The organism is Mesobacillus sp., from assembly GCF_057785455.1.
The window spans coordinates 227,337-252,997 of the sequence record NZ_JBYNSB010000061.1; the positions used below are offsets into that span (position 1 = coordinate 227,337).

Sequence of the window (25,661 nt, forward strand, 5' to 3'; positions counted from 1 at the left end):
TTACTGGTGAAAAACGAGCATAAACTGGTGAAAAAAACATTCGGCAGCAAAATTCATAAAAAAATCCGGTGCATTCCCTCGAGAATGCACCGGATTTTTATTTTATTGACGGAATTTGATTGATGCTTCAATGAAATCCCTGAATAATGGCTGCGGGCGTGTTGGTCTTGATGTGAATTCCGGATGGAACTGGGACGCCAGGAACCATGGGTGGTCTTTTAGCTCGATGATTTCTACAAGGCGGCCATCTGGGCTTGTCCCTGAGAACAGGAAGCCTGCCTTTTCCATTGCCTGACGATATTCATTATTGAATTCGTAACGGTGGCGGTGGCGTTCATAGATCAGGTCATCTCCGTAAGCAGCGAATGCCTTTGTATCTTCTTCTAGCTTACATGGATATAAGCCAAGACGAAGTGTTCCGCCAAGATCTTCGATATCCTTCTGTTCAGGAAGAAGGTCGATGATTGGGTATGGCGTGCTTGGCATGATTTCTGCAGAGTGTGCACCTTCAAGACCAAGGACATTGCGCGCGAATTCAACTGATGCAAGCTGCATGCCAAGGCAGATTCCGAAGAATGGAACTTTGTTCTCGCGTGCGTACTGAGTCGCTAGGATCTTACCTTCAATACCGCGGTCACCAAAGCCGCCCGGAACAAGGATTCCGTCTGCATCGTCAAGCAGTTCAACGACATTTTCTGCTGTTACTTCTTCAGAATTGACCCACTTGATTTCAATATCGCTGTCAAAAGCATATCCAGCGTGCTTTAAAGATTCTACCACTGAAATGTATGCATCCTGAAGCTCTACATATTTACCGACAAGAGCGATTCTAGTCTTGCCAGAAAGATTGGTTACCTTTTCAACAAGCTTGTTCCACTCTGTCATATCTGCTTCGCCGCAATCAAGCTTGAAGTGGTCGCAGACAAGCTGGTCCATCTTCTGTTCCTGAAGCGCAAGCGGAATGGAATAAAGTGTATCTGCATCTGCAGCTTCGATAACTGCGTCTTTGTCAATGTCACAGAAAAGAGCAATTTTATCTTTCATATCCTGGGATATCGGCATTTCCGTACGCAGGACGATGATGTTTGGCTGGATGCCCAGGCTGCGCAATTCTTTTACGCTGTGCTGTGTTGGCTTTGTTTTCATTTCACCGGCAGCTTTGATATATGGTACCAAAGTACAGTGGACGTACATAACGTTGTCGCGTCCAACATCATTTTTTATCTGGCGGATTGCTTCAAGGAATGGCAGTGATTCGATGTCCCCAACTGTACCGCCGATTTCTGTGATGACTACGTCAGCGCCAGTTTCTTTTCCAGCGCGGAAAACACGGTCCTTGATCTCATTTGTGATGTGCGGAATAACCTGTACAGTTCCGCCAAGATAGTCGCCGCGGCGCTCTTTCTTCAAAACTGTAGAGTAGATTTTACCTGTTGTCACGTTAGAGTATTTGTTCAGGTTGATATCAATGAAACGCTCGTAGTGGCCAAGGTCCAAATCGGTTTCAGCGCCATCATCTGTAACGAATACCTCACCGTGCTGATAAGGGCTCATTGTCCCAGGATCCACGTTGATGTATGGATCGAATTTTTGAATTGTCACGCTCATGCCCCTGTTTTTCAGGAGTCTGCCAAGAGAGGCTGCTGTGATTCCTTTTCCTAATGACGAAACTACGCCGCCAGTAACAAAAATATACTTTGCCATAATGTAATCCCCCTCATCAAACAGTTTGTACAATCTGTACCTGTTTAATTGATTTATTAATAAAATTTTTAACATTGTTGTGTAGCCTGCACTGTTTGCTTTTGCTGGTGCCTGCCGTTTTTCCCCAGGGGGGTTGAATATGCTCTAATAAAATGGTTCAGCGTAATTATGCTGTTGATTTCCGTTCCAGGCGCTTCGCTTTCCTCTGAAGAATTATGAAAAAGCCCAAATGCCGGCTTTTTCATAAGCAAATTCTTCTTGTGGCGTGCGGTGAGCCTCCTCGTCGCTTCGCTCCTGCGGGGTCTCACCTGCCCGCTAAATCCCGAAGGAGTCTGCGCGCCTTCCACTGCAATCAACAGGGATTGAAACCATCATTGGTATATAACTGAGCAAAAAACAAAAAAAAACGCCCCGCATACAGTGTATGGGGAGCGTTTTGCTGCTTTTTTTACTAATCGTCCTTTTTTAAGGAGCCCAAAAAGTATTCTACAGTCGGGCCTGTTAAAAGTCAAGCAGTGAATTAGAGATCTTCGTCGTCTTCAAGATCCTCGTCTTCAAGCGGAAGATCTTCTTCTTCGTCTTCCAGTAACTCGTCGTCGTCTTCATCGAAGTCTTCAGTGTCATCAAGATCTTCGTCGAATTCTTCTTCCTCTTCATCATCATCGTCATCAAGAAGATCGTCGTCTTCATCTTCATCGAATTCATCGATGTCGTCATAATCAAGATCTTCCTCATCGATTTCATCGAATTCGTCAAGGTCGAGATCGTCCTCATCAGTTGCCTTTTTGGATTTCTTCTTCTTAGGCTTGACCGTTGTGACATTGTCTTCTTCAATTTGGTCTACAGGGTACCAAACGCGAAGTCCCCAGCGGGATTCCCCCTGTGACATGAAGCGTCCATCTATGTTTATATCTGTATAAAACTGAGCCATTCTGTCGAGGGCTACCTCTTCGCTCAGTCCAAGGACCTTTGTAATTTCATCCATAAGTTCTTTGAATGTGATTGCCTGCTTTTTCTCTTTTAAAATTTCGAATGCAACTTCAATCAATGACATTTCTTGAAGCTCTTCTTTTGAGTATTGATTTAGACTCAACCTTCGCACTTCCTTTCTCTATTCCAGGCCATACTTGGCCTTGCGTCCGAAAACAAGGAAAATATCCCAGAATGCATATTCTACATTATAAACAAATTCTAAACCTTTATGCTAGTTTTATCTGTTGTTTTCTTGGCTTTTTTCGCTTTCTGCTCCTGTCTTTCGCGAAGAGATTACTTCTTTCTTTTTCCGCTTCCTGAGCTGTGTGTATGCCAGATAACAGAAAAAGATCGATAGAACGAAAAAAGAAATGGCACCAAGCTGACGCTGATATAAATAGTATAAGGCCGCAGCGATGATCGCAGCCCCTGCCGTTTGCAATACCAGTCTCAAATTTTTTCACATCCTGCAGTAGGTCATATGTACCAACTCTAGTTGAGCCATTGGGGAGATTTCAGCGATGAACATGCAGTAAAAGTATTCATCCAGATAAGCAAAAAGTCAAATATGTTCTGCGGGCTAATCTCTTAATCCCAATAGAGCCTTATAGTTAGATTATATAAGATATGCTGGAAAAATGTATGTAAAATTGATATAAATTCAGCAACCTTGGCTGCAGGCGGATAATAGAGTTTAAAATAAGATGGCTCATAGTCTCCTACAAGCCATCTTTGCTGTGAATCCAGTTATCTGTGCCCTACCTTTATACACTTGCAGGACTTTTTTTAAACGTGGCTTTTTACATGTTTCTGCGGAATTGTCCGCCAACCTCGTAAAGTGCTCGGGTAATCTGGCCAAGGCTAGCATATTTTACCGTTTCCATCAGCTCTGCAAAAATATTGCCGCCGCTGACTGCTGCTTCTTTCAGGCGGTTAAGGGCCTCTTCTGACTGGTCCTTATTTTTAGCCTTGAAGGATTCCAGATTTCGGATCTGTGTTTCTTTTTCCTCAGTTGTCGCCCGGGCAAGCTCCATCTTGTCAATTTCTTCTTCGGATGGAGGATTCGGATTCAAGTAAGTATTCACGCCGATGATCGGCAGCTCACCTGAATGCTTCTTCATTTCGTAGTACATCGACTCATCCTGGATCTTGCCGCGCTGATATTGTGTTTCCATTGCGCCTAGCACGCCGCCGCGGTCATTGATCCGTTCAAATTCCTGCAGGACTGCTTCTTCTACAAGGTCTGTCAGCTCTTCGATGATGAACGCACCCTGAAGCGGATTTTCGTTTTTCGTCAATCCATGTTCCTTCGTGATGATCATCTGGATCGCCATTGCCCTGCGGACGGATTCTTCAGTCGGCGTTGTGATTGCCTCATCATAGGCATTTGTATGAAGCGAGTTACAGTTGTCATGCAGCGCCATCAATGCCTGAAGCGTCGTCCGGATATCGTTGAAGTCGATTTCCTGCGCATGCAGGGAACGGCCTGAAGTCTGGATATGATACTTCAGCTTCTGGCTGCGCTCATTTGCGCCATACTTGTTTTTCATGACCGTTGCCCAGATGCGGCGTGCTACACGGCCAATGACTGAATACTCGGGATCAAGTCCGTTTGAGAAAAAGAAGCTCAAATTCGGCGCGAAGTCATCAATCTTCATGCCCCTGCTTAAATAGTACTCAACATACGTGAATCCGTTTGACAGCGTGAATGCCAGCTGGGAAATCGGGTTTGCGCCCGCTTCGGCAATATGGTATCCCGAAATGGATACAGAATAGTAATTGCGGACCTTCTCGTCGATAAAATACTGCTGGATATCGCCCATCATCCGAAGTGCAAATTCAGTTGAGAAGATACAAGTGTTTTGTCCCTGGTCTTCTTTTAAAATATCCGCCTGCACCGTACCGCGGACTGTTTGCAGCGTCATTTCCTTGATTTGCGCGAACTCTTCATCATTCAGCTTGCGGCCAAGCTCAGCTTCCTTCTTCTCTGCCTGCTGTTCGATCGCGGTGTTCATGAACATCGCCAGAATGATTGGCGCAGGACCATTGATCGTCATCGATACTGAAGTCGATGGATGGCAAAGGTCGAAGCCGGCATACAGCTTTTTCATGTCATCAAGCGTACAGACGCTGACACCGCTCTCCCCTACCTTACCGTAAATATCAGGGCGGTAATCAGGATCCTCGCCGTATAATGTCACGGAGTCAAAAGCAGTACTCAAACGCTTTGCGCTGTCGTCCTTTGAAAGGTAATGGAAGCGGCGGTTCGTTCTTTCCGGCGTTCCTTCCCCTGCGAACTGGCGCTTCGGGTCCTCCCCTTCACGCTTGAACGGGAAAACTCCGGCTGTATAAGGGAAGCTTCCAGGTACATTCTCTAGATATACCCAGCGTAAAATCTCGCCGTAATCCTTGTACTTTGGCAATGCGACCTTAGGGATCATCAGGCCAGACAGGCTCTTCGTCTTCAATTCCGTCACGATTTCCTTGTCGCGGATCTTTGTGATGAATTTATCTGCACTGTACTTTTCTTTTAGAGCTCCCCATTGGTCAATAATATTTTTCGATTCTGGAGTAAGCTTTTTCACAAGCTCTTCCTTCATCGCCTCAAGTGATTTAAGGACTTCTTCGTTCGTCTCGCGTTCTTTTACCGCTTCGATCGTCCCTTCAAGCTGGAACAAACGGCGGGCAAGCTCTGACTGCTCGGCAGCGTGCCTGTGATAGCCGCGGACCGTCTCGGAAATCTCCCTTAAATAATAGCGGCGGTCATTTGGAATGATGATATTCTGCTTTTCCACGATTGCATTCGTAGAGAAGGATGTCGTCCAGTCAGTACCCGCTTTTTCATTGATTTTATTAACCAGGGCAGCAAAAAGGGCATTTGTACCAGGGTCATTGAACTGGCTGGCAATCGTGCCGTACACTGGCATCTCATCCAGTTCTTTATCCCAGAAAAGATGGCTGCGCTGGTATTGCTTCTGGACCTGGCGCTTCGCATCCTCTGAGCCCTTGCGCTCGAATTTATTGATGACAATCAAATCAGCGTAATCAATCATGTCGATTTTCTCAAGCTGTGACGGCGCACCGAATTCGCTTGTCATCACGTACATAGATACATCGCACACTTCGGTAATGCCAGCATCTCCCTGGCCAATCCCGCTTGTTTCAACGATCACGAGGTCAAAGCCTGCCGCTTTTACCACGTCAATCGCATCTTTGATCGCAAGGGAAAGCTCTGATCTCGATTTTCTTGTCGCCAGGCTTCGCATATAAACGCGCGGAGAGAAGATCGCGTTCATGCGGATCCGGTCGCCAAGCAGGGCACCGCCTGTTTTTTGCTTAGTCGGGTCGACTGATAAAATCGCGACGCGTTTTTCAGGGATTTCATTGATGAAGCGCCTGATCAGTTCGTCTGTCAATGAACTTTTACCTGCACCGCCTGTTCCGGTGATACCGACTACAGGTACGGATTTGGTCATCGTCTTTACCTTTTCCATCAATGTTTCGACCGCAGCCGCTGCTTCTTTTTCCGAACCAACCTGCTGTTCTGCCAGCGTGATCAGCTTGGCAACGGCATTCGGGTCGCCCGATTCAAGCTTTTCGATTTCCTCAACGCCTTCAACTGTCACTGTCGGGAAATCACATTCCTTGATCATTTGCTCAATCATGCCATCAAGGCCATATTTGCGGCCATCTTCCGGCGAGAAAATCCGTGCGATTCCGTACTCATGAAGCTCTTTTATTTCCCGAGGAATGATGCCCCCGCCGCCTCCGCCATAAATGCGGATATGGCTAGCGCCCTTTTCCTTTAAAAGGTCATACATATATTTAAAGTATTCAACATGCCCGCCCTGGTAGGAAGAAATCGCGATCCCCTGCGCATCTTCCTGGATTGCCGCGTTCACAACTTCCTCAACGGAGCGGTTATGCCCGAGATGGATGACCTCTGCACCCATTGATTGCAGGATCCTTCTCATGATATTGATCGAAGCATCGTGGCCGTCGAACAAACTTGAAGCTGTCACAAAGCGAATATGATTCTTCGGCTTATACGTTTCCTTCATACTCATTCTGTACCCCCTGTTCATAATTTCGTTTCCGATCCCTTTATCCCCTTAAAAAGCAGTTCAGTCTGCAGCTCTGTATATTCATCAAGTGTATACAGCTTGCGCATGGCCCAGCGGCGGAATCCCCACATCTGCCCCTGGACGAAGATATTGTGGGCAATGATTTTGACATGTTTCTCATCCAGGTCAAGCTCGCCATTTTCAACGCAGCGCTGGATCACTTCCTCGAACATTGCCACCATTTCGATTTCTTTTTTCAGCACATAAGGAAGCGCGTCCTTTGTCAGCGACTTAACCTCCTGGTACATGACGAGGACCTCATCCTGCAGGTCATCCATTACCTTGAAGTAATTGGCGATCCCGACCCTCAGGCTCTCAAGTGTCCCCTGGTTCGTATCAAGGTTTTCCTGAAGTCTGTCGCGCACCTCGTCGTAGATGCTGTCACAGACAAGATAGAGGACATCTTCCTTTGTGCGGATGTATTCATAAAGGGTACCGATGCTAAAGCCTGAAGCCCGGGCAATCTCTCTGGTTGTCGTACGGTGAAAGCCCTTTTGCTTAAAAAGGGTAACGGCCCCCTTGATCATCTGGTCGCGCCTCTTTTTCACAAGGCGCTCATCTTTTACCGACGCCTGCACTTCTCGCTTTTTCATCACATTTCTACCCGCCTTGTTTTCCGTTTACTTTTTCCAAATTGTCAAGGGACCTTATTTTGTCAGCATACGTGAGATAACCAGACGCTGGATCTCCTGTGTTCCTTCATAAATCTGCGTGATCTTCGCATCGCGCATGAAGCGTTCTACTGGGTAATCCTTTGTGTAGCCATAGCCGCCGAATACCTGTACCGCTTCAGTTGTTACCTTCATTGCCGTGTCGCCTGCAAATAGCTTCGACATGGCCGATTCCTTGCCATATGGAAGGCCTTCGGATTCCAGCCATGCTGCCTGGTAGGTTAATAGTCTTGCAGCTTCAACAGAAGTTGCCATGTCCGCAAGCTTGAAGCCGATTCCCTGGTTAGCCGCGATTGGCTTGCCGAATTGCTGGCGTTCCTTTGCATAGTCGACAGCAGCATCAAGTGCGCCCTGAGCGATGCCGACAGCCTGTGCAGCAATACCATTGCGGCCGCCATCAAGCGTCATCATCGCAATTTTGAAGCCTTCGCCTACTTCGCCAAGGATGTTTTCCTTTGGAACGCGGCAGTCTTCAAAAATGATTTCTGTTGTAGGTGATGAACGGATGCCCAGCTTCTTTTCCTTCTTGCCGACAGAGAAGCCCGGGAAGCTGCTCTCAACGATGAACGCTGTTGTTCCTTTATGCTTGCTTGAAGGATCTGTTAACGCGAATACAACATAAATGTCAGCAACGCCGCCGTTTGTGATGAAGATTTTCGAACCATTCAGCACATAGTGGTCACCATCTTCTTTTGCAGTCGTCCTCATTGCGCCGGCATCTGAACCGCTGCCTGGCTCTGTAAGGCCATATGCGCCAATGCTTTTTCCTTCAGCCATCGGCCTCAAATACTTTTGTTTTTGCTCTTCGTTGCCGAACTTGAAGATTGGCCATCCAGCTAGTGAAGTATGAGCTGAAAGCATTACACCAGTCGACGCGCAGACGCGTGATAATTCTTCAACGGCGATGCAGTATGCAAGATAGTCACTGCCGATTCCGCCATACTCTTCAGGCCAGGGAATCCCTGTCAGGCCAAGCTCCGCCATCTTGTCAAAAATCTCGCGGTCAAAGCGCTCTTCCTCGTCACGCTCAGCAGCTGTAGGAGCTACTTCATTCTTCGCAAAATCACGCACCATTTTTCTGATCATGTCATGTTCTTCGGATAATCGAAAATTCATTGTTATTTCCTCCATTAACGGTTTAATAGATTAATAGTTATATTGATGTTGGTAATAAGGCTTTATAACTGCTTGCTGATCACAATCTTCTGGATCTCGCTTGTTCCTTCGTAAATTTCGGTAACCTTCGCGTCACGGAAATAACGTTCAACCGGGTATTCCTTCGTATAGCCATAGCCCCCGAATACCTGGATTGCTTCTGTAGATACCTCTACTGCTGTCCTTGATGCGAACAGCTTTGCCATTGACGCTTCGATGCCGCATTTCTGGCCTTCCGAACGCAGCTGGGCTGCACGGTAGATCAATAGTTTCGCAGCCTCCACCGATGTCGCCATGTCTGCGAGCTTGAAGCCAATTCCCTGCTGAGCGGCAATCGGTTTGCCGAACTGGACTCTTTCCTTTGCATATCCTGTTGCTGCTTCCAGGGCCGCTTCGGCAATTCCAAGCGCCTGCGCTGCAATCCCGATTCTTCCTGAATCAAGATTGCTCATGGCGATTTTAAAGCCTTCACCTTCCTGGCCAAGCAGATTTTCCGCTGGTACCTTCATGTCTTCGAATGTCAGCTGGACGGTGCGAGAGCCGTAAAGGCCCATTTTGTGCTCATCCTTGCCAACGATGAAGCCTGGAGTATCCTTTTCAACGATGAATGCAGATACACCCTTGGTGCCCAGTTCAGGATTGGTGGAAGCAAAGACGATGTACACATCTGCTTCGCCGCCATTGGTAATGAACACCTTAGAACCGTTCAATACATAGTGGCCATCCTTCTTGACCGCCCGCGTCTTGAGGCTGGCCGCATCCGAGCCAGCGCTCGGTTCAGTTAAACAGAAAGCCCCTAGATATTCACCTGCTGCCAGCTTAGGAACGTACTTCTGCTTCTGCTCTTCCGTGCCGAAGTATAAAATCGGATTGGTGCCGACTGATGTATGCACCGACAGGATGACACCCACCGTCGCGCTTACCTTTGAAATTTCATGAATCGCTATAATATAAGAGATGAAATCCATCTCTGATCCGCCATACTGCTCGGGAACCGGAATCCCCATCAAGCCAAGCTCCCCCATCTTCTTCAGGATTTCTTTCGGGAACTCGCCTTCCTCCATCTTCTCAACAAAAGGAGCAATTTCACTCTGCGCAAAATCACGAACCATCTTCCGCATCATTTCCTGCTCTTCCGTAAACCTCAGATTCATCCTTCGCCCTCCCTTTAGCACTTTAAAGTGTCGGGGGTCTGACCCCCGCCGCTTTAATGCGTTGACGTGCTGATCACGCCATATTTATTGGTATGTGTAGAAGCCGCGGCCTGATTTCTTGCCAAGCCAGCCTGCTTTTACGTATTTTCTTAGCAGTGGGCACGGGCGGTATTTGTCATCACCGAAGCCTTCGTGCAGGGTTTCCATGATGTACAGGCAGGTGTCGAGGCCAATAAAGTCTGCCAGTGTCAGCGGTCCCATCGGATGGTTCATGCCAAGCTTCATGACTTCATCGATCGCTTCTTTCGTTGCCACGCCTTCATACAATGTGTAGATTGCTTCGTTGATCATCGGCATCAAAATGCGGTTTGATACGAAGCCAGGGAAATCATTTACTTCTACAGGGACTTTCTCCAATGTTTTCGTAATATCCTCGATTGTCTGATAGACTTCATCAGCAGTCGCGAGGCCGCGGATGATTTCAACCAGCTTCATCACTGGCACAGGATTCATGAAGTGCATTCCAATGACCTTTTCAGGACGCTTTGTTGCTGCAGCGATTTCTGTGATTGGCAGTGAGGAAGTATTTGATGCAAGAATCGCATGTGCTGGAGCAATCTCATCCAGCTGGGCAAAAATCTTCGCTTTAATGTCCATATTCTCAACTGCTGCCTCAATGACAAGGTCAACCTTTGCAGCATCCTGCAAATCATGAGAAGCAGTAATTTTTCCGACAATCTCATCAACCTGCTCTGAAGTCATGCGTCCCTTGTCTGCCTGGCGGTTCAGGTTCTTTTTGATTCCTGCCATACCACGCTCAACAAACTCTGGCTTAAGATCGTTCAATACCACACTGTATCCTGCCTGCGCGCATACTTGTGCGATTCCAGAACCCATCTGCCCTGCGCCGATTACCATAATTGCTTGAACACTCATCGAAAGTCCTCCTATGCTCATTTCAAATTCATTTTCATATCAATGGAGGGCAGGGCATCATAGCCGCCCTCCTATCGTCCGTATTCATCACAGTAAACCTGAACAGCTTTATTGCTTCGACACCTCGATCATCACTGCATCTCCCTGGCCTCCGCCGCTGCAGATCGCCGCAATGCCGACCCCGCCGCCGCGGCGCTTCAGTTCGTGCATAAGTGTCAGGATGATGCGCGCACCGCTTGCCCCGATTGGGTGTCCAAGCGCTACCGCGCCGCCATTGACGTTTACCTTTTCAGGATCAAGATTCGCAATGCGTCCGCTTGTCAAAGCTACTGCTGCAAAAGCTTCATTGATTTCGAACAAATCAATTTCCTCAAGCGATTTGCCTGTTTTCTTTAACAACTCATTGATGACGATTCCTGGTGTTTTCGGGAAATCCTTCGCTTCAGTCGCGATTGCTGCGTGTGCAAGGATGACCGCCTGTGGTGTCCTGCCTTCGCGTTCTGCACGCTCCTCGCTCATCAGCACGAGGGCAGCCGCACCGTCATTGACGCCAGGCGCATTGCCGGCAGTGATCGTGCCGTCTGAATTGAACACTGAGCCAAGCTTGGCAAGCTTTTCAATTGATGTATCCTTACGCGGTGATTCATCATGTTCTACTACAACCGGATCTCCTTTGCGCTGAGGCACCTGGACTGGAACAATTTCTTCAGCCAGCTTTCCTGATTCAATCGCTTCGATGGCCTTCTGATGGCTGCGATATGCCCATTCATCCTGCTCTGCACGGCCGATTTCAAGCTCCTTCGCCACTTCATTTCCGTACGTTCCCATGTGGACTCCCTTGAAGCTGCATGTCAGGCCGTCATGGATCATCAAATCCTTCACCTGGCCGTCGCCCATTCTCAATCCCCAGCGTGCTTTCGGGAGCAAATATGGTGCGTTGCTCATCGATTCCATTCCGCCGGCAACAATGACTTCCTCGTCTCCTGCACGAATAATCTGATCGCCAAGCGTCAGGCTGCGCATCCCGGAAGCACATACCTTGTTGACTGTCTCTGTCTTTATCTCCCAGGGAATGCCCGCTTCCCTGGCTGCCTGTCGGGAAGGAAGCTGTCCCTGCCCGCCTTGAAGCACGGTTCCCAGAATCACTTCGCCAACTTCTTCAGGCTTAACATCAGCACGTGATAATGCCTCTTTTATTGCAATCCCTCCAAGCTGGCTTGCGGTGAAACCGCTCAATGCACCGCCAAGCTTTCCAAAAGGTGTTCTTGCCCCTGCTAGAATGACTGTCTTTCCCATTGCCATCTCTCCCTTGTAATCTATTAATTTTAAAATTGCATTCAGCCGGTATTGGTTGACTGAACGCTCGCTCGAAACTGGTCTAAAAAAAACTCGCCGATTGTCGAGCCCTTTAGGGCGAAGACAGAGGCGTAGTTGCCCTTATGGGTTAGAAAGTGTGAATTTTAGTTAAAATTCACGCTTTCTATTAGCCAAAAAAATAGGCATGATGCTGGTTCTTAGAGGTTTTAAAGTGGTTTGCTGCCGAAGTAAATGTAAGCGCTTTATCAACATATTCATTTTATCGTAAAAATAGTAGAAATTGAAACACTTTGCTAAAAATTCTGGCATGTGTCGAATTTTTACGGTGAGTCAACTTCTACTATTCATGATTTTTATTGAAATAGGCTGTTGATTTTCGTTCCAGGCGCTTCGATGAAAAAGCCCAACTGCCGGCTTTTTCATAAGCAAATTCTTCTTGAGGCGTGCGGTGATCTCCATCGCCGCTTCGCTCCTGCGGGTAAAACGGCCCCCTATTCAAGGCCATTTCTGCCGGGGTCTCTCCGTCCCGCTGTATCCCGAAGGAATCTGCGCGCCTTCCACTACAATCAACCTGAACTAAATATCAACGTTTTGCTATAAAAGAGCACTTACGAAACAAGCGGCTTGATTTCTCCGAATACGGATTTTTCAAGCAGTTCTGCTACGTCGAGTGTATCGACGCTGTCTTCTACTTCCTTCGCTTTCGTTCCGTCAGATAGCATCGTCAAGCAGTATGGGCATCCGGAGCTGATCACGGATGGGTTCACTGATAACGCCTGTTCTGTACGGGCAACGTTGATTCTGTGGCCGGTTTCTTCTTCCATCCACATCAAGCCGCCGCCTGCGCCACAGCACATTGCTGTATCGCGGTTGCGTTCCATTTCCTTCAGATCCACACCTGGAATTGCCTTGAGGATATCACGCGGTGCGTCATACACTTCATTGTAACGGCCCAGGTAGCAGGAATCGTGGAAAGTGATCGTTTCGTTGACTGCGTGCTTCGGAACGAGCTTGCCTTCCTTCACCAGTTTGGCAAGAAGCTCAGTGTGGTGGTAAACCTCGCCTTCGAATCCGAAGTCAGGATATTCATTCTTAAAGATATTGTATGCGTGAGGATCGATTGTCACGATCTTCTTCACTTCATTTTTCTCGAATTCTTCAATATTCTTTGTCGCCAGCTCCTGGAACAGGAATTCATTGCCGAGGCGGCGCGGTGTATCGCCGGAGTTCTTTTCCTTGTTTCCAAGGATTGCGAACTTGACTCCCGCTTCGTTTAAAAGCTTCGCAAATGACAGGGCGATCTTCTGGCTGCGGTTGTCATAAGAACCCATTGAGCCTACCCAGAAGAGATATTCGAATTCTTCATCTGCTTTTTTCATTTCCTTTACCGTAGGAATGACGACATCATCGCGAAGCTCGCGCCAGTCTTCTTTTTCCTTGCGGTTCAAGCCCCATGGGTTGCCCTGGCGCTCAATATTTGTCATGGCGCGCTGTGCGTCAGCATCCATTTTACCTTCAGTCAGTACAAGATAGCGGCGAAGGTCGATGATCTTGTCAACATGCTCGTTCATAACCGGACACTGATCCTCACAGTTGCGGCAAGTTGTACAAGCCCAGATTTCCTCTTCTGTAATGACGTCTCCGATCATGCTTGGATTGTAAGCTAGGCCTGCAGCTGCCTCTTCAGCACCCTGGCCAGCCGCAGCAAGCGCGATCTGATTGCCCTTCGTATTCCCGAATGCGAATGTAGGCACCCATGGCTGCTTTGATGTAACTGCCGCACCGTGAAGTGTCAAATGGTCTCGCAGTTTGACGATCAAGTCCATCGGAGAAAGCATTTTTCCTGTGCCGGTTGCCGGACACATATTTGTACAGCGGCCGCATTCCACACACGCGTAGAAATCGATCATCTGCTCATAATTGAAGTCGGTGATTTTTCCTGCACCGAATGTCTCTTGTGTTTCGTCTTCAAAATCAATTTTCTTGATTTTCCCTGGAGCATCAACCTTTGTCAAATAAACATTCGCAGGCCCTGCGATTAAGTGGGCGTGCTTTGACTGCGGCACATACACCAGGAACGCAAGCAGGAACAGCAGGTGGATCCACCAAGCGATATAGAAAATCGTGATCGCTGCTGCTTCAGGAATTCCGCTGAATGCGGTTGCAATTAATGACGCAACCGGCTCTGTCCATGTTGCTTCATGGCCATGCCAGATCATGCTCATGCCATTTCCAAGCAGTACGGAAAGCATCAAACCTCCGATGAAAAGAAGCACAAGACCGTTTTTGAAGCCTCGCTTCAGGCGGACCAATTTTTCAACATAGCGGCGATAGAATGCCCAGACAACCGCCACAAGAATAGTCAATGTGACAAGTTCCTGGAAAAACGTGAAACCTGGATACAGCGGCCCAAGCGGCAAATGCGAGCCTGGCTTCAGCCCCTTCCAGATAAAATCGATTGCCCCAAACTGGACAAGGATGAATCCATAAAAGAACATAACGTGGATGATTCCGCTCTTCTTATCCTTAAGAAGCCTCTTCTGGCCAAATACATGAACCCAGATTCTCCTGACGCGCTCTTTCACGTCATCGTCGAACTCGGATTTCTTGCCGAGCTTGATGTATTCGATCCTTGTCTTGACCACGTAAACAAACAAACTGATAGCGTAAGCGGTTACAAGCAGGAACGCGATAAGATTGACCCAAAGCAATCCTTCCATAAATGTTTGACCCCTTTCGATGCTGATTTTTTGGATGAAAATTTCTAAACAAACCAATATTCTGAATTTATCCTTACTACCATTATATAATGAATGAGCATTCAGTCAACTTATTTCCTATCATTTCTGAAAATTGTTTATACTCCCTCTTTTACAGGAACATAACATATATGGAGTGATTTCGGCAAAGATAAAATAAATATCTTTTAAGGGAGCCGAATCGCTATGGAATTTGGATGGATTGTGTTTTTGATAATAGCAGGGCTTGCCGTATGGGCCGCAGCCGATTTCATACTTGGAAGAAGGAAGCATCTTGCAGAAGCTGTGAAATATGAGTTCCCGGTCCAAAACAGCAATCTTGATCTTATTGCTAAAGGGCCCGACTTGTTCAAAGACCTTTTTACCGATATAAAAAAGGCCGAGCAGCACATCCATATTCTGTTTTACATCGTCCAGGATGATAAAATCAGTCATGAGTTCATGTCCATTTTAAAGGATAAGGCCCGTGAAGGTGTGGAGGTCCGCCTGCTGGTTGACTGGGTCGGCAGCGGCTTGAAACGGAAATCCATCAAATCCCTTAAGGATGCTGGTGTAGAGTTCCATTATTCGCACGTACCGAATTTCCCGTTCATCTTTTATTCATCCCAAATCCGCAACCACCGGAAGATTACGGTGATAGATGGGAAAGTCGCATATCTTGGCGGTTTTAATATCGGCAATGAGTATAATGACAAAGATCCAAAGCTTTCTCCATGGCGCGATTATCACCTCAAAATGACCGGCGAAGGTGTACATGACCTCCAGATGGAGTTTTTGCAGGACTGGCATGAAGCTGCAAAAGTAAATCTGCTGCAGGATCGTGCTTATTTCCCGAGGTTGGAGAAAGGAACGATGCAGCAGCAAATTGTTCCTACTGAAGGCGTTCTTTTGGAAAATCTGATCATTAAGCTGATTAAAAAAGCTGAGAAAAACATCATCATTGGAACACCATACTTCATTCCGAGTGAAAAAGTATTTAAAGTACTGCGCGATGCCATCCAGCGAGGAGTTCAATTAACGATTCTTGTCCCTTGCAAGGCTGACCATATCCTTGTAAAAGAGGCATCGCATCCATACCTGCGGACGCTTATAAAAGAAGGTGCGGATGTATACCAGTATCTGAACGGATTTTATCATGCAAAAGTAATGACGATCGATGACAGCATTTGTGATATCGGAACCGCCAACTTCGATAAAAGAAGCATGTTTTTAAATTATGAATTGAACTGTCTCGTTTATGACCCTGCTTTTATTAAAAAAGTAAAGCATGTTTTAACAGAAGATATCCTGAATTCCCGTAAGGCCACCTACCAGGATTTCAGCCGGGTCAGCCTGCTGCTGTCAATCAAGGAAACTGCCGCACGGACGATATCCTTTTTTTTATAGGTTTTGTTAAACAAGGCTGTTGATTTTCGTTCCAGGCACTTGCTTTCCTCTGAAAAATTATGAAAAAGCCCAACTGCCGGCTTTTTCAAGGGCAAATTTTTCTTGGGGCGTGCGGTGAGCCTCCTCGTTGCTTCGCTCCTGCGGGGAAAAATGGTCCCTTCTTTTTCGGACCATTTCTTCCGGGGTCTCACCTGCCCGCTAAATCCCGAAGGAGTCTACGCGCCTTCCACTACAATCAACAGCGTTTAAAAATCAATATTCAGCATTAACAGAGCCTTTTTATAAAAACCGAAGCTGGGCGAAGCTGCTTCGGATGATGAAGGAGTTTCATTATGATTATCAGGCTTGGATATGTTTCCACTGCCATCAGTTTATGGGATGCCTCTCCCTCAAAGGCGCTGACATTCGCCCGCTATGGGCAGCTGGCAAAAGAGGAGCGGCAGGAAAAACTGCTCTCAGTTACGTACCAGAACCTTATGAATACAGAAAGAATGATTCACTATAATATTGCCCATGACATCCCGCTGTACCGATTCTCAAGTTCGATCGCGCCGCTGGCGACACACCCTGAAGTGAAATGGGATTATGTGTCTCCATTCCGGGATAAATGGCTGGAAATCGGCGCGTTAGTTAAGAAACACGGGGTAAGGACAAGCTTCCACCCTAATCAGTTCACCCTGTTCACCTCTCCCCGTGAGGAAGTTACAGCCAATGCCATCCTGGACATGGAATACCATTATGGCATGCTTGAAGCGATGGGACTGGAAAATGAAGCAATCATCAACATCCATATTGGCGGAGCCTATGGCAACAAGGACGAAACGATTCTCAGATTCCATGAAAATTTCACCAGGCTGCCAGCACATATCAAGAAAATCACGACGCTTGAGAATGATGATAAAACATATAATTCCGCAGAAACTCTCGCTGCCTGTGTAAAAGAGGATGTACCATTCATGTTTGATTATCACCATCACATGGCCAACCTTTGTGAGGATTCGCTTGAAAAAATCCTTCCTGTTGGTTTTGAAACTTGGGCGCGGACAGGATTAAGGCCAAAGATCCATATCTCATCACCAAAGTCAGAAAAAGCGTACCGATCACATGCCGATTACGTTGATGCCGAATTCATCCTGCCGCTGATTGATATTTTGCGCGGAATCGGCCAGGACGTCGACTTCATGATCGAAGCGAAGACAAAGGACAAAGCAGTGCTCGCTTTAGTTGAGGATTTGGCTAAAATTCGCGGTGTGAATCGGATTGGCGGAGCTGTTTTGGAGTGGAAATGAACAAAAAGCTGCTGGATATCCCCCAGCAGCTTTTTGTTTAGTAATTAAGATGATAGCGGTAGTTTTCGATTAACTGGTCCTGGATTCTTTTTTCTTGCGATTCCAATTCACCAGTCATTTTATTCAATGTTCCGTTGTCTACAGGAAGAGACGGCGGGACTTCCCTAAATCGCTCAAGCATTTGTACTCGGTAAAATGTGGGCGGATGAGTCGCATCCAACCTGGATTCCTCCATTTGCGAACAGCGGGACAGCCGCTCTTTTTCACGCAGAGGCATTGTCAAAAGCTGTTCTTCCATGGCATTGAATACATTCATTTCTGTTCTGCTAATTGCTGCTTCCCTTACTTTGGAATAAAAAGTGTCAGCATACTCGAATTTTTCCATGGCGGTTACCAGATGCTGATAACCTGCCGTTTTAGCGGCACGGTCATCCGCAAGATATTCACCCTTTTGGGAATCATCATAAAGAAAATGGACCAGCAAAAAGAAAAGGAAATATGGAATTTGCGCTAGTAAAACCATAAAGTAATAAACAGGCCATTCAGCTATTCCCATATTCTCGCTTTCATCCAGAGGCACAGGCTCCAGCAGCTCGTACCAGGTTTGGAGAGTAAATAACGCTGAGCCAATATAAATGCTTCTTGATAGATCACCATTTTTGATATGGCCGAATTCGTGCGCCAAAATGGCCATTTGTTCTTCAGGTTCCAAAATTGAAAACAATGGATAGCCAATCTTAATAATGTTCCTTCTGCTCCAGCCAATTTGGGTTACAGACGCGTTAAAATCCTCATTGATCAAAATTCCATCAATTCTTGGAACTCCCATCGCATCAGCCAGCTGGTCCGCCGCGAGATACAAATAAGGAAACTCATCACGCGGAAGCAAATGTTCACTTTTCTCAAGCCTCGGTGCTCTGGGCCTTGCCAGCCATGAGATCCCCAGTAAGCCAAGTCCAATTGCTATCAGCAGGTAATTGCTATTATGAAAAGTTAATAGATAGATTCCGAAGAAAAGTGAGCTTATACTGACAAGATGGATTAGTGTTGCCAGCAGGAAGACTGGCAATTTTGAAAAAAGCATCCCTGCTGAAAATTCCTTTTTTGCGACCAAACTATTGTAGATTTTTTCCCCTCGCCTGTTTCCAAGCTGTTCATATATTCTGTTCAGTTTTGTCTTCGGTCTTTCTGAATGGTCCATTTTTATATTATAGCCGCATTCACACCATGAAACGTATCCTTTGTGAACCGGAATTTGCGATTGGCGTTCGGGACATATTTTCTCTGCTTCTTGCTTATATAGGACTTGGCCCGTTCCCATGAGAACCCCTCACTGTTTGAGATTATACTGATTATTCTAATAGTATTTGTCCTTAATTTAAATAGAAACTATAAAAGATTTATCGGCCTACCTTTTTAACACAAGTTCTGTTTAAGAAGTCTGTTGATTTCCGTTCCAGGCGCTTCGCTTTCCGCGGGGCCGGCGATGAGCCTCCTCGTCGCTTTGCTCCTGCGGGGTCTCATCTGACCAGCTGCGCCCGCAGGACTCTGAAAAGCTTCCTCGATTGGACCCACGCACGATGGAAATGCGTTAGCATTTTCGGAGGAGTCTACGCGCCTTCCACTCCAATCAACAGAGTTTAATATTCCTCATAAAGCTTTAACTGAGCCTAAAAAAATGCGCTAGTTCATCCGGGAACCAGCGCATTTCTTATTATTATTTACATCTTTTCCGGAGCAGATACGCCAATCAGCGCAAGTGCGTTCTTAAGTGTAATCTTGGCACTCTTGATGAGGGCAAGACGAGCCTGGGTTCTTTCTTTGTTGTCCATATCCAACACTTTTTCGGCATTGTAGAAGCTGTGGAAGACGGACGCAAGCTCGAAAATATAGTTCGAGATGCGGTGAGGCATGCGTTTTTGGGCTGCTTCAGCGACTGCCAGCGGGAATTCGCCAAGCTTCTTCAGCAGATCCAATTCCTTTTCCGCCCCGATTAATTTGAAATCAGCGTCATTGCCAGCAGCAAAGCCCTGTTCTTCAGCAGAACGCAGGATGCTGGAAATACGCGCGTGCGCATATTGCGCATAGAATACTGGGTTTTCATTTGATTGCGATACCGCCAAGTCAAGGTCGAAGTCCATATGAGTATCCGCGCTTCTCATTGCGAAGAAGTAACGAACCGCATCAAGGCCTACCTCTTCAATCAGGTCACGCATTGTGACTGCCTTACCGGTACGCTTGCTCATCTTCATTTTCTCGCCATTTTTATAAAGATGAACGAGCTGGATGATTTCAACCTCAAGCTGGTCGCGGTCATAGCCAAGAGCCTGGATCGCCGCCTTCATACGCGGGATATAGCCGTGGTGGTCCGCTCCCCAGATGTTGATCAATTTTTCAAAACCGCGCTCAAGCTTGTCCTTGTGGTATGCAATATCAGGCAATAAGTATGTGTAAGATCCGTCCTGCTTGATCAGGACGCGGTCCTTGTCATCGCCCAGTTCAGTTGAACGAAACCATGTAGCGCCGTCCTGCTCATAAATATGGCCATTTTCACGCAATGCATTGAGGGCCACATCAATTTTTCCATTTTTATAAAGCGAAGTTTCTGAGTACCATACATCGAATCCGACGCGGAAGTTCTCAAGATCTTGCTTCAATTTTTCCATTTCATATTTCAGGCCGTATTCACGGAAAGTATCGAAACGCTCCTGGTCAGATACATTGACATATTTGTCGCCGAACTCCTCAGCAAGCTTTTTGCCGATACCGATAATGTCCTCGCCATGGTAGCCGTCCTCAGGCATCGGCTTATCCATGCCAAGCGCCTGGAAGTAACGCGCTTCAACAGACAGTGCCAGGTTGTTGATCTGGTTGCCGGCATCATTGATGTAATATTCACGAGATACATCGTAGCCAGCCTTCGCCAGCACATTGCACAAAGAATCGCCGACAGCCGCGCCGCGTGCGTGCCCAAGGTGAAGGTCACCAGTCGGATTGGCGGAAACGAACTCAACCTGGATCTTCTGGCCATTGCCAACCTTGGATTCGCCGTACTTTTCGCCTGCTTCAAGGATTGCTGGAATCAGGTCGGTCAGATAGCTGTTATCCATATAAAAATTGATGAAGCCAGGGCCGGCGATCTCAATTTTCTCGATGGACGCCTTGCTTTTATCAAAGTTCTCGATCAATAGCTCCGCAATCTGGCGCGGGGCCTTCTTCGCGACGCGCGCAAGCTGCATCGCCATGTTCGTAGAGTAATCGCCATGCGCTTTTTCCTTAGGTGTTTCAAGGACTACAGATGGAATTTGTGCTTCCTCCGCGAGATTCGCCTTAATGGCAGCCTGCTTGATTTCTTCTTTCAGCTTCAATTGAACCTGTTCAACTATGTTCATTTGCCTTCCTCCTTAAAATTAATCGTCAGATGGTATGTACCTGCATTCGCACCCTGGATCGCCATATCATAAAGCAAATCAACATGGCCTTCCTGGCTTTGAGCGTTAAAATTTGTATCCAGCCGTTTTGTGAGCGCCGAGGTTTCCAGCAGCCCATACGGCGTCTTATAATTGCCCGGGGTTTTCTTATTCAGCAGGAAATGAAGCCTCATCTTGATTGCACCGCTCCGTAAAATCAGCACTTCGTCCCCTGAAATCTTAACCGTTGTCTGAACATCCCCTTCCTCCATCACTTCATCATACTGGAGGTACGAGCTGCTCGCTTTTTTATAGTATCGGCCAAAAGTGGTCAATTCAAAAGTTTCCTTCTCACTGCCACTATAAATCACCGTTTTTACCGTCACCTTGACAGGAATCTGATCAGCGGGTCCAGTCGGCACCGTTAACACGTCCTTTTCCATAATAAACAAGTCTATTTCCTTACTGCGGCCATTAACCAGCCCCTGTGTAAAAGACCTTGAACTGGCTACCGCATGTCTGCTTCTATTATAACTTTATAAGTATAAATATTCTCATTTGAAAGTGCAAGGTTAGGAGGAATCTCTCCTTGCATTTCCGACTTTTAAACCAGCCAATATTAGGCATAGTCATAAAGGATTAGGGCCTTACTTATCCGGGTATAGATTATCAAAACCCATTAAGGAGGCGATCTACATGAAAATCGAAGTAAAATGCGATGTGGAAAACTGCAAATATTGGGCAGAAGGCGACGAATGTGTAGCGGATTCCATTAAAGTTATCGCCAACACCGGCAGACAAGCAGCAAATGAACGCGAAACGATCTGTGAGACGTTTGAGAAAATGTAATAGAGTGAACTGGATGGCTGCGGGCTATCCAGTTTTTTAATTTGTTACTGAGATATTAGTGAATTCCGCTGAAATTTTGCTGGTTTTGCGACGTAAATAGCAGGCCACCTGGTATGAAAAGTTAGTTCAGTATTGATTTGGATTGTATTCCGCGACAACGCGCTTTGATTCCGCGCGTTTTTACCCAAGATTTTGCATTTTTTCCGCCTGATCTGTGACTCTTTGTTGAAATCCCGCAGCTCTGCTCCCTTCATTCCGCAAACTTTTGTCGAAATCCCGCAAACTGGAAAAATTATTTGATTTTTACCAATTTTAAAAGGAGAAGCATTGCGCTCCTCCCTCTCTCTTATATAATCCCCTTTTAAAAAACTACCTTTAGAAAAATAGCATTCCTGCGGAAATGACAATTCCGCTGACAATCAGGGTCAGGACACAGTATCCCATGATATCCTTCGCCTTTAAGCCGGCAATCGCGAGTGCCGGGAGCGCCCAGAATGGCTGGATCAGGTTCGTCCAGGCATCGCCCCATGCCACGGCCATCGCTGTCTTTGGAATGGATACGCCAAGTGTCTGGGCCGCTTCGAGCATGACTGGCGCCTGCACCGCCCATTGGCCGCCACCTGATGGCACAAAGAAGTTTACCAGTCCTGCACTCAGGAATGTGAAGAATGGGAATGTAAACTCATTCGAAATCGAAACAAAGCCTTCAGACATGACTGCAGCAAGACCGGATGCCGTCATCATGCCCATGATCCCTGCGTAAAAAGGAAACTGGACAATGATGCCGCTTGCACCCTTCACCGCATTCACAACAGCCTCAAGAAATTGCTTTGGTGTCCCATGGAACAGGATCCCCAGGAATAAAAACAGGAAGTTAACAATATCAAGGTTCAATTTGAAGCCGTTCGTCGCAAAATAATAGAATAAGAACACGAGTCCAAAAATCCCGATTAGCAATGAAATAATCCGGCTGTTTTCCAGTTTATCAGCCGGTGTCATCGCACCTTGCTCGATTGCTGCAGCCTGGACATTCGCTTCCAATATCGCAGGGTCTACCGTGATTGTTTCTTCCCGCGATGGCATCATCAGCCTGTTAACGATTGGCAGGACAATCAGCAGCACCAGGATAATGATGAGATTGAATCCAGCAAAAATGGTCTGCTCAGTTGGGATGATTCCAATCAAATCCTGTGAAAAATGTCCTTCCGTTGCAATCGTGAGCGGAATGGAACCTGAAATCCCGCCATGCCAGACAATAAAACCGGAGTAAGCGCTTGCAATCAACAGCCTGTAATCAACATTTTTAACCTTCTTGGCCAGTTCCTTCGCAAATAGGGCTCCAATGACCAATCCGAAACCCCAGTTGATTAAGCTGGCTGCCATCGAAACAATCGTGACGATGATGATGGCCTGCCCCGGTGATTTTGCCAGCGAAGCAAGAGCACCCAATCCTTTTTTAAATATATTGCTGCTCGCAAGAACATGGCCTGTGACAAGCACCAGAACCATTTGCATCGAGAACGTCAGCAAGCTCCAGAATCCGTTGCCCCAATGCTGGACCATCTGATATGGACCATTGTCAGTAAAAATAAGGCCTAATCCAAAAACAGCAAAAGTTAGGATGATGACAAAAAGAAACGGATCAGGCAAATACCGCTGCATGATGCGGTTAAAAAATGAAACCAACATTTTCATGCTTTTAACCTCCTTTGTAGTAGTTGTACTCATAGTCATTATATTTTCTATACATTTTTGAATATTCCTTCTATTTAAAAGGATTTTTATGTCCGCACTCGGTACGAGAGGGATTTACGAGTGGAGTTGGATTTACTTCTGAAAAGTCTCACCATACAAAAAAGCTGCACCCTCAATAAGGATGCAGCTTCTAACTCTTTTTTTATTTCACAAACCCAAGCAGCATTTCACGGATGAGTTTGCTAGCTGTGTTTGCAGTCATTTCGGATGTATCGTAGATTGGCGCTACTTCTACCAGGTCAGCACCGACAACGTTCACATCGGAATTTGCGATTGCATGGATCGATGCCAGCAATTCCTTCGAAGTGATTCCGCCAGCATCTACTGTACCTGTTCCAGGAGCATGCGCTGGATCAAGGACATCGATATCGATCGTCACGTATACAGGGCGTCCTGCAAGTGCAGGCAGGATTTCCTTTAGCGGCTCAAGCACTTCAAACTTGGAAATGTGCATGCCAGCTTGCTTTGCCCATTCGAATTCTTCCTTCATGCCGGAACGGATTCCGAAAGAGTAAACATTCTTAGGCCCAATATGCTCAGCAATTTTGCGAATTGGCGTTGAGTGGGATAATGGCTCCCCTTCATAGTGCTCGCGCAAATCTGTATGGGCATCGAAGTGGATAATAGCAAGATCTTCATACTTTCTTGCAACTGCCTTCATGACCGGCCATGAAACCAGGTGCTCACCGCCCATACCAAGCGGGAACTTATCGGCAGCTAACAGCTTGTCCACGAATTCTTCAATCATATCAAGGCTTTTTTGTGCATTCCCGAAAGGAAGCGGGATATCCCCTGCATCAAAGTAAGCCAAATCAGCCAAATCCTTATCAAGGTACGCGCTGTACTCCTCAAGACCGATAGAGACCTCCCGGATACGAGTCGGGCCGAAGCGGGAACCAGGACGGTAGCTTACAGTCCAGTCCATCGGCATGCCGTAAAGGACCGCCTTGCTTTCCATGTAATTTGAATGGCTGCGGATAAATACATTGCCAGAATAGGCTTCATCAAAACGCATTCCAAACACCTCTTTCTAATGATATTTACATTGGCGTTGTTAACTTAGGCTGTTGATTTCCGTTCCAGGCGCTTCGCTTTCCGCGGGCAGCTCGGGGAGCCTCCTCGTCGCTTCACTCCTGCGGGGTCTCCCCTGACCCGTTCATCCCGCAGGAGTCTTCGCGCCTTCCACTCTAATCAACAGGGCTTAATATAAATAGTGAAACTTTAACACAGCCTTTACATTAAAAGGGCCCCCGGGTTACCGGGAAGCCGTATGGGATTTGCCGGCAAATTAACCGGTCATATCATGATTATTTTAAAAGATCGCCAACAAATTTAGGCAATACGAAAGCTGCTTTGTGAAGCTCTTTCGTGTAGTATTTTGTTTCGATTTCGTGGAAGCGGTCTTCGCTTACTTCAAGCGGGTCGTGCTTCTTTGAACCTAGTGTGAACGCCCACATTCCGCTTGGGTATGTTGGGATGTTCGCCACGTATAGGCGTGTGATTGGGAAGATTTCTCTTACATCTTTTTGCACGTTGCGGATCAGGTCAGCTTTGAACCAAGGGTTGTCTGACTGTGCAACGAAGATGCCGTCTTCCTTCAATGCTTTGGAAATTCCAGCGTAAAAGCCTTTTGTGAACAGGTTTACTGCTGGTCCAACTGGCTCAGTAGAGTCAACCATGATGACATCATACTGGTTTTCGCTTTCAGCGATATGCATGAAGCCGTCGCCAACCTGAACATCGACACGTGGGTCGTCCAGCTTGCCAGCGATTTCAGGCAAATACTTCTTTGAGTACTCGATTACTTTTCCATCGATATCTACAAGAGTCGCTTTTTTCACGCTAGGGTGCTTAAGGACTTCACGGATTACACCGCCGTCGCCGCCGCCTACTACCAATACGTGCTCAGGGTTTGGATGCGTGAATAATGGGATGTGCGCGACCATTTCGTGGTAGACGAACTCATCTTTTACAGATGTCATAACCATGTCATCAAGTAAAAGCATATTGCCCCACTCTTCTGTTTCTACCATATCAAGCTTCTGGAACTCAGTTTGCTCTGTATGTAACGTTTTGTTCACTTTCATCGTGATACCAAAGTTTTCTGTCTGCTTTTCTGTAAACCAAAGACCCATAGTTTCTTCCTTCCTTTCGGCAAAAAAATTTCCGTTATGATGCGG

General features: G+C 46.7%; 21 protein-coding genes. 3 read left to right on the forward strand and 18 right to left on the reverse strand.

What is annotated here, in order from left to right; all coding sequences use genetic code 11:
• Positions 1-102: 102 nt before the first annotated feature.
• The 12 genes from pyrG to AC3EBE_RS23390 form a co-directional block, all read right to left on the reverse strand.
• On the reverse strand, positions 103-1,704 hold the full coding sequence (gene pyrG, locus AC3EBE_RS23335) for a CTP synthase (RefSeq protein WP_488597423.1): 1,602 nt from the start codon (positions 1,702-1,704) through the stop codon (positions 103-105).
• Between the two features lie 68 nt (positions 1,705-1,772).
• Positions 1,773-1,949, reverse strand: coding sequence for a hypothetical protein (locus AC3EBE_RS23340; protein ID WP_488597424.1), 177 nt, complete (start codon positions 1,947-1,949; stop codon positions 1,773-1,775).
• A 275-nt stretch (positions 1,950-2,224) separates the two neighbouring features.
• Positions 2,225-2,797, reverse strand: coding sequence for a DNA-directed RNA polymerase subunit delta (rpoE, locus tag AC3EBE_RS23345; RefSeq protein ID WP_488597425.1), 573 nt, complete (start codon positions 2,795-2,797; stop codon positions 2,225-2,227).
• 117 nt (positions 2,798-2,914) lie between these two features.
• Positions 2,915-3,130: a hypothetical protein gene (locus AC3EBE_RS23350; protein ID WP_488597426.1), complete on the reverse strand. Its 216-nt coding sequence runs from the start codon at positions 3,128-3,130 to the stop codon at positions 2,915-2,917.
• A 346-nt stretch (positions 3,131-3,476) separates the two neighbouring features.
• On the reverse strand, positions 3,477-6,737 hold the full coding sequence (gene icmF, locus AC3EBE_RS23355; protein WP_488597520.1) for a fused isobutyryl-CoA mutase/GTPase IcmF: 3,261 nt from the start codon (positions 6,735-6,737) through the stop codon (positions 3,477-3,479).
• Positions 6,738-6,757: 20 nt separating this feature from the next.
• The gene (locus tag AC3EBE_RS23360; RefSeq protein ID WP_488597521.1) at positions 6,758-7,393 is read right to left on the reverse strand and encodes a TetR/AcrR family transcriptional regulator; all 636 of its coding nucleotides are present in this window, start codon (positions 7,391-7,393) and stop codon (positions 6,758-6,760) included.
• Positions 7,394-7,447: 54 nt separating this feature from the next.
• The gene (locus tag AC3EBE_RS23365; protein WP_488597427.1) at positions 7,448-8,587 is read right to left on the reverse strand and encodes an acyl-CoA dehydrogenase; all 1,140 of its coding nucleotides are present in this window, start codon (positions 8,585-8,587) and stop codon (positions 7,448-7,450) included.
• A 62-nt stretch (positions 8,588-8,649) separates the two neighbouring features.
• A complete protein-coding gene (locus tag AC3EBE_RS23370) occupies positions 8,650-9,780 on the reverse strand; it encodes an acyl-CoA dehydrogenase (RefSeq protein ID WP_488597428.1) in 1,131 nt (376 codons plus the stop codon).
• 84 nt (positions 9,781-9,864) lie between these two features.
• Positions 9,865-10,716: a 3-hydroxybutyryl-CoA dehydrogenase gene (locus AC3EBE_RS23375; RefSeq protein WP_488597429.1), complete on the reverse strand. Its 852-nt coding sequence runs from the start codon at positions 10,714-10,716 to the stop codon at positions 9,865-9,867.
• Positions 10,717-10,824: 108 nt separating this feature from the next.
• Positions 10,825-12,012 carry an acetyl-CoA C-acetyltransferase gene (locus AC3EBE_RS23380; protein WP_488597430.1) on the reverse strand — a complete coding sequence of 396 codons (1,188 nt, stop codon included), beginning with the start codon at positions 12,010-12,012 and terminating at the stop codon, positions 10,825-10,827.
• A gap of 361 nt (positions 12,013-12,373) precedes the next feature.
• Positions 12,374-12,538 (reverse strand): hypothetical protein, encoded by a 165-nt coding sequence (locus tag AC3EBE_RS23385; protein ID WP_488597431.1) that lies wholly within the window; start codon positions 12,536-12,538, stop codon positions 12,374-12,376.
• Positions 12,539-12,641: 103 nt separating this feature from the next.
• On the reverse strand, positions 12,642-14,753 hold the full coding sequence (locus AC3EBE_RS23390) for a (Fe-S)-binding protein (RefSeq protein WP_488597432.1): 2,112 nt from the start codon (positions 14,751-14,753) through the stop codon (positions 12,642-12,644).
• A 225-nt stretch (positions 14,754-14,978) separates the two neighbouring features.
• Between AC3EBE_RS23390 and cls the strand changes: the two genes are divergently transcribed.
• Together cls and uvsE are read left to right on the forward strand one after the other, a co-directional pair.
• Entirely contained in the window at positions 14,979-16,178 is a 1,200-nt protein-coding gene (cls, locus tag AC3EBE_RS23395; protein ID WP_488597433.1) for a cardiolipin synthase, read from the forward strand.
• A gap of 332 nt (positions 16,179-16,510) precedes the next feature.
• On the forward strand, positions 16,511-17,467 hold the full coding sequence (uvsE, locus tag AC3EBE_RS23400; protein ID WP_488597434.1) for a UV DNA damage repair endonuclease UvsE: 957 nt from the start codon (positions 16,511-16,513) through the stop codon (positions 17,465-17,467).
• Positions 17,468-17,504: 37 nt separating this feature from the next.
• Here the strand turns inward: uvsE and AC3EBE_RS23405 are convergent, their stop codons facing one another.
• The 3 genes from AC3EBE_RS23405 to AC3EBE_RS23415 all read right to left on the reverse strand — a co-directional run bounded on the left by AC3EBE_RS23405 (position 17,505) and on the right by AC3EBE_RS23415 (position 21,299).
• Positions 17,505-18,788 carry a M48 family metallopeptidase gene (locus AC3EBE_RS23405; protein WP_488597435.1) on the reverse strand — a complete coding sequence of 428 codons (1,284 nt, stop codon included), beginning with the start codon at positions 18,786-18,788 and terminating at the stop codon, positions 17,505-17,507.
• A gap of 400 nt (positions 18,789-19,188) precedes the next feature.
• On the reverse strand, positions 19,189-20,859 hold the full coding sequence (argS, locus tag AC3EBE_RS23410) for an arginine--tRNA ligase (protein WP_488597436.1): 1,671 nt from the start codon (positions 20,857-20,859) through the stop codon (positions 19,189-19,191).
• Positions 20,856-21,299, reverse strand: a complete 444-nt coding sequence (locus AC3EBE_RS23415; RefSeq protein WP_488597437.1) for a YwiB family protein — start codon at positions 21,297-21,299, stop codon at positions 20,856-20,858. The genes argS and AC3EBE_RS23415 overlap by 4 nt, the downstream gene beginning before the upstream one ends.
• A 274-nt stretch (positions 21,300-21,573) precedes the next feature.
• Between AC3EBE_RS23415 and AC3EBE_RS23420 the strand changes: the two genes are divergently transcribed.
• On the forward strand, positions 21,574-21,726 hold the full coding sequence (locus tag AC3EBE_RS23420) for a DUF1540 domain-containing protein (protein WP_488597438.1): 153 nt from the start codon (positions 21,574-21,576) through the stop codon (positions 21,724-21,726).
• A gap of 375 nt (positions 21,727-22,101) precedes the next feature.
• Here the strand turns inward: AC3EBE_RS23420 and AC3EBE_RS23425 are convergent, their stop codons facing one another.
• The 3 genes from AC3EBE_RS23425 to speE form a co-directional block, all read right to left on the reverse strand.
• On the reverse strand, positions 22,102-23,421 hold the full coding sequence (locus AC3EBE_RS23425) for a short-chain fatty acid transporter (protein WP_488597439.1): 1,320 nt from the start codon (positions 23,419-23,421) through the stop codon (positions 22,102-22,104).
• Between the two features lie 202 nt (positions 23,422-23,623).
• On the reverse strand, positions 23,624-24,496 hold the full coding sequence (gene speB / locus AC3EBE_RS23430) for an agmatinase (RefSeq protein ID WP_488597440.1): 873 nt from the start codon (positions 24,494-24,496) through the stop codon (positions 23,624-23,626).
• A gap of 292 nt (positions 24,497-24,788) precedes the next feature.
• Positions 24,789-25,616 (reverse strand): spermidine synthase, encoded by an 828-nt coding sequence (gene speE / locus AC3EBE_RS23435; RefSeq protein WP_335428374.1) that lies wholly within the window; start codon positions 25,614-25,616, stop codon positions 24,789-24,791.
• Positions 25,617-25,661: the final 45 nt, after the last annotated feature.

What these genes read in the sequence shown, in the direction of transcription:
- cls (WP_488597433.1), top strand. Translation starts at nt 14,979, where the DNA reads ATGGAATTTGGATGGATTGTGTTTTTGATAATAGCAGGGCTTGCCGTA.
- pyrG (WP_488597423.1), bottom strand. Translation starts at nt 1,704, where the DNA reads ATGGCAAAGTATATTTTTGTTACTGGCGGCGTAGTTTCGTCATTAGGA.
- icmF (WP_488597520.1), bottom strand. Translation starts at nt 6,737, where the DNA reads ATGAAGGAAACGTATAAGCCGAAGAATCATATTCGCTTTGTGACAGCT.
- AC3EBE_RS23385 (WP_488597431.1), bottom strand. Translation starts at nt 12,538, where the DNA reads ATGGCCTTGAATAGGGGGCCGTTTTACCCGCAGGAGCGAAGCGGCGAT.
- AC3EBE_RS23405 (WP_488597435.1), bottom strand. Translation starts at nt 18,788, where the DNA reads ATGGGAACGGGCCAAGTCCTATATAAGCAAGAAGCAGAGAAAATATGT.
- argS (WP_488597436.1), bottom strand. Translation starts at nt 20,859, where the DNA reads ATGAACATAGTTGAACAGGTTCAATTGAAGCTGAAAGAAGAAATCAAG.
- speE (WP_335428374.1), bottom strand. Translation starts at nt 25,616, where the DNA reads ATGGGTCTTTGGTTTACAGAAAAGCAGACAGAAAACTTTGGTATCACG.
- AC3EBE_RS23420 (WP_488597438.1), top strand. Translation starts at nt 21,574, where the DNA reads ATGAAAATCGAAGTAAAATGCGATGTGGAAAACTGCAAATATTGGGCA.
- AC3EBE_RS23360 (WP_488597521.1), bottom strand. Translation starts at nt 7,393, where the DNA reads ATGAAAAAGCGAGAAGTGCAGGCGTCGGTAAAAGATGAGCGCCTTGTG.
- AC3EBE_RS23340 (WP_488597424.1), bottom strand. Translation starts at nt 1,949, where the DNA reads ATGAAAAAGCCGGCATTTGGGCTTTTTCATAATTCTTCAGAGGAAAGC.
- AC3EBE_RS23365 (WP_488597427.1), bottom strand. Translation starts at nt 8,587, where the DNA reads ATGAATTTTCGATTATCCGAAGAACATGACATGATCAGAAAAATGGTG.
- AC3EBE_RS23390 (WP_488597432.1), bottom strand. Translation starts at nt 14,753, where the DNA reads ATGGAAGGATTGCTTTGGGTCAATCTTATCGCGTTCCTGCTTGTAACC.
- AC3EBE_RS23370 (WP_488597428.1), bottom strand. Translation starts at nt 9,780, where the DNA reads ATGAATCTGAGGTTTACGGAAGAGCAGGAAATGATGCGGAAGATGGTT.
- AC3EBE_RS23380 (WP_488597430.1), bottom strand. Translation starts at nt 12,012, where the DNA reads ATGGGAAAGACAGTCATTCTAGCAGGGGCAAGAACACCTTTTGGAAAG.
- uvsE (WP_488597434.1), top strand. Translation starts at nt 16,511, where the DNA reads ATGATTATCAGGCTTGGATATGTTTCCACTGCCATCAGTTTATGGGAT.
- AC3EBE_RS23425 (WP_488597439.1), bottom strand. Translation starts at nt 23,421, where the DNA reads ATGAAAATGTTGGTTTCATTTTTTAACCGCATCATGCAGCGGTATTTG.
- speB (WP_488597440.1), bottom strand. Translation starts at nt 24,496, where the DNA reads ATGCGTTTTGATGAAGCCTATTCTGGCAATGTATTTATCCGCAGCCAT.
- AC3EBE_RS23375 (WP_488597429.1), bottom strand. Translation starts at nt 10,716, where the DNA reads ATGAGTGTTCAAGCAATTATGGTAATCGGCGCAGGGCAGATGGGTTCT.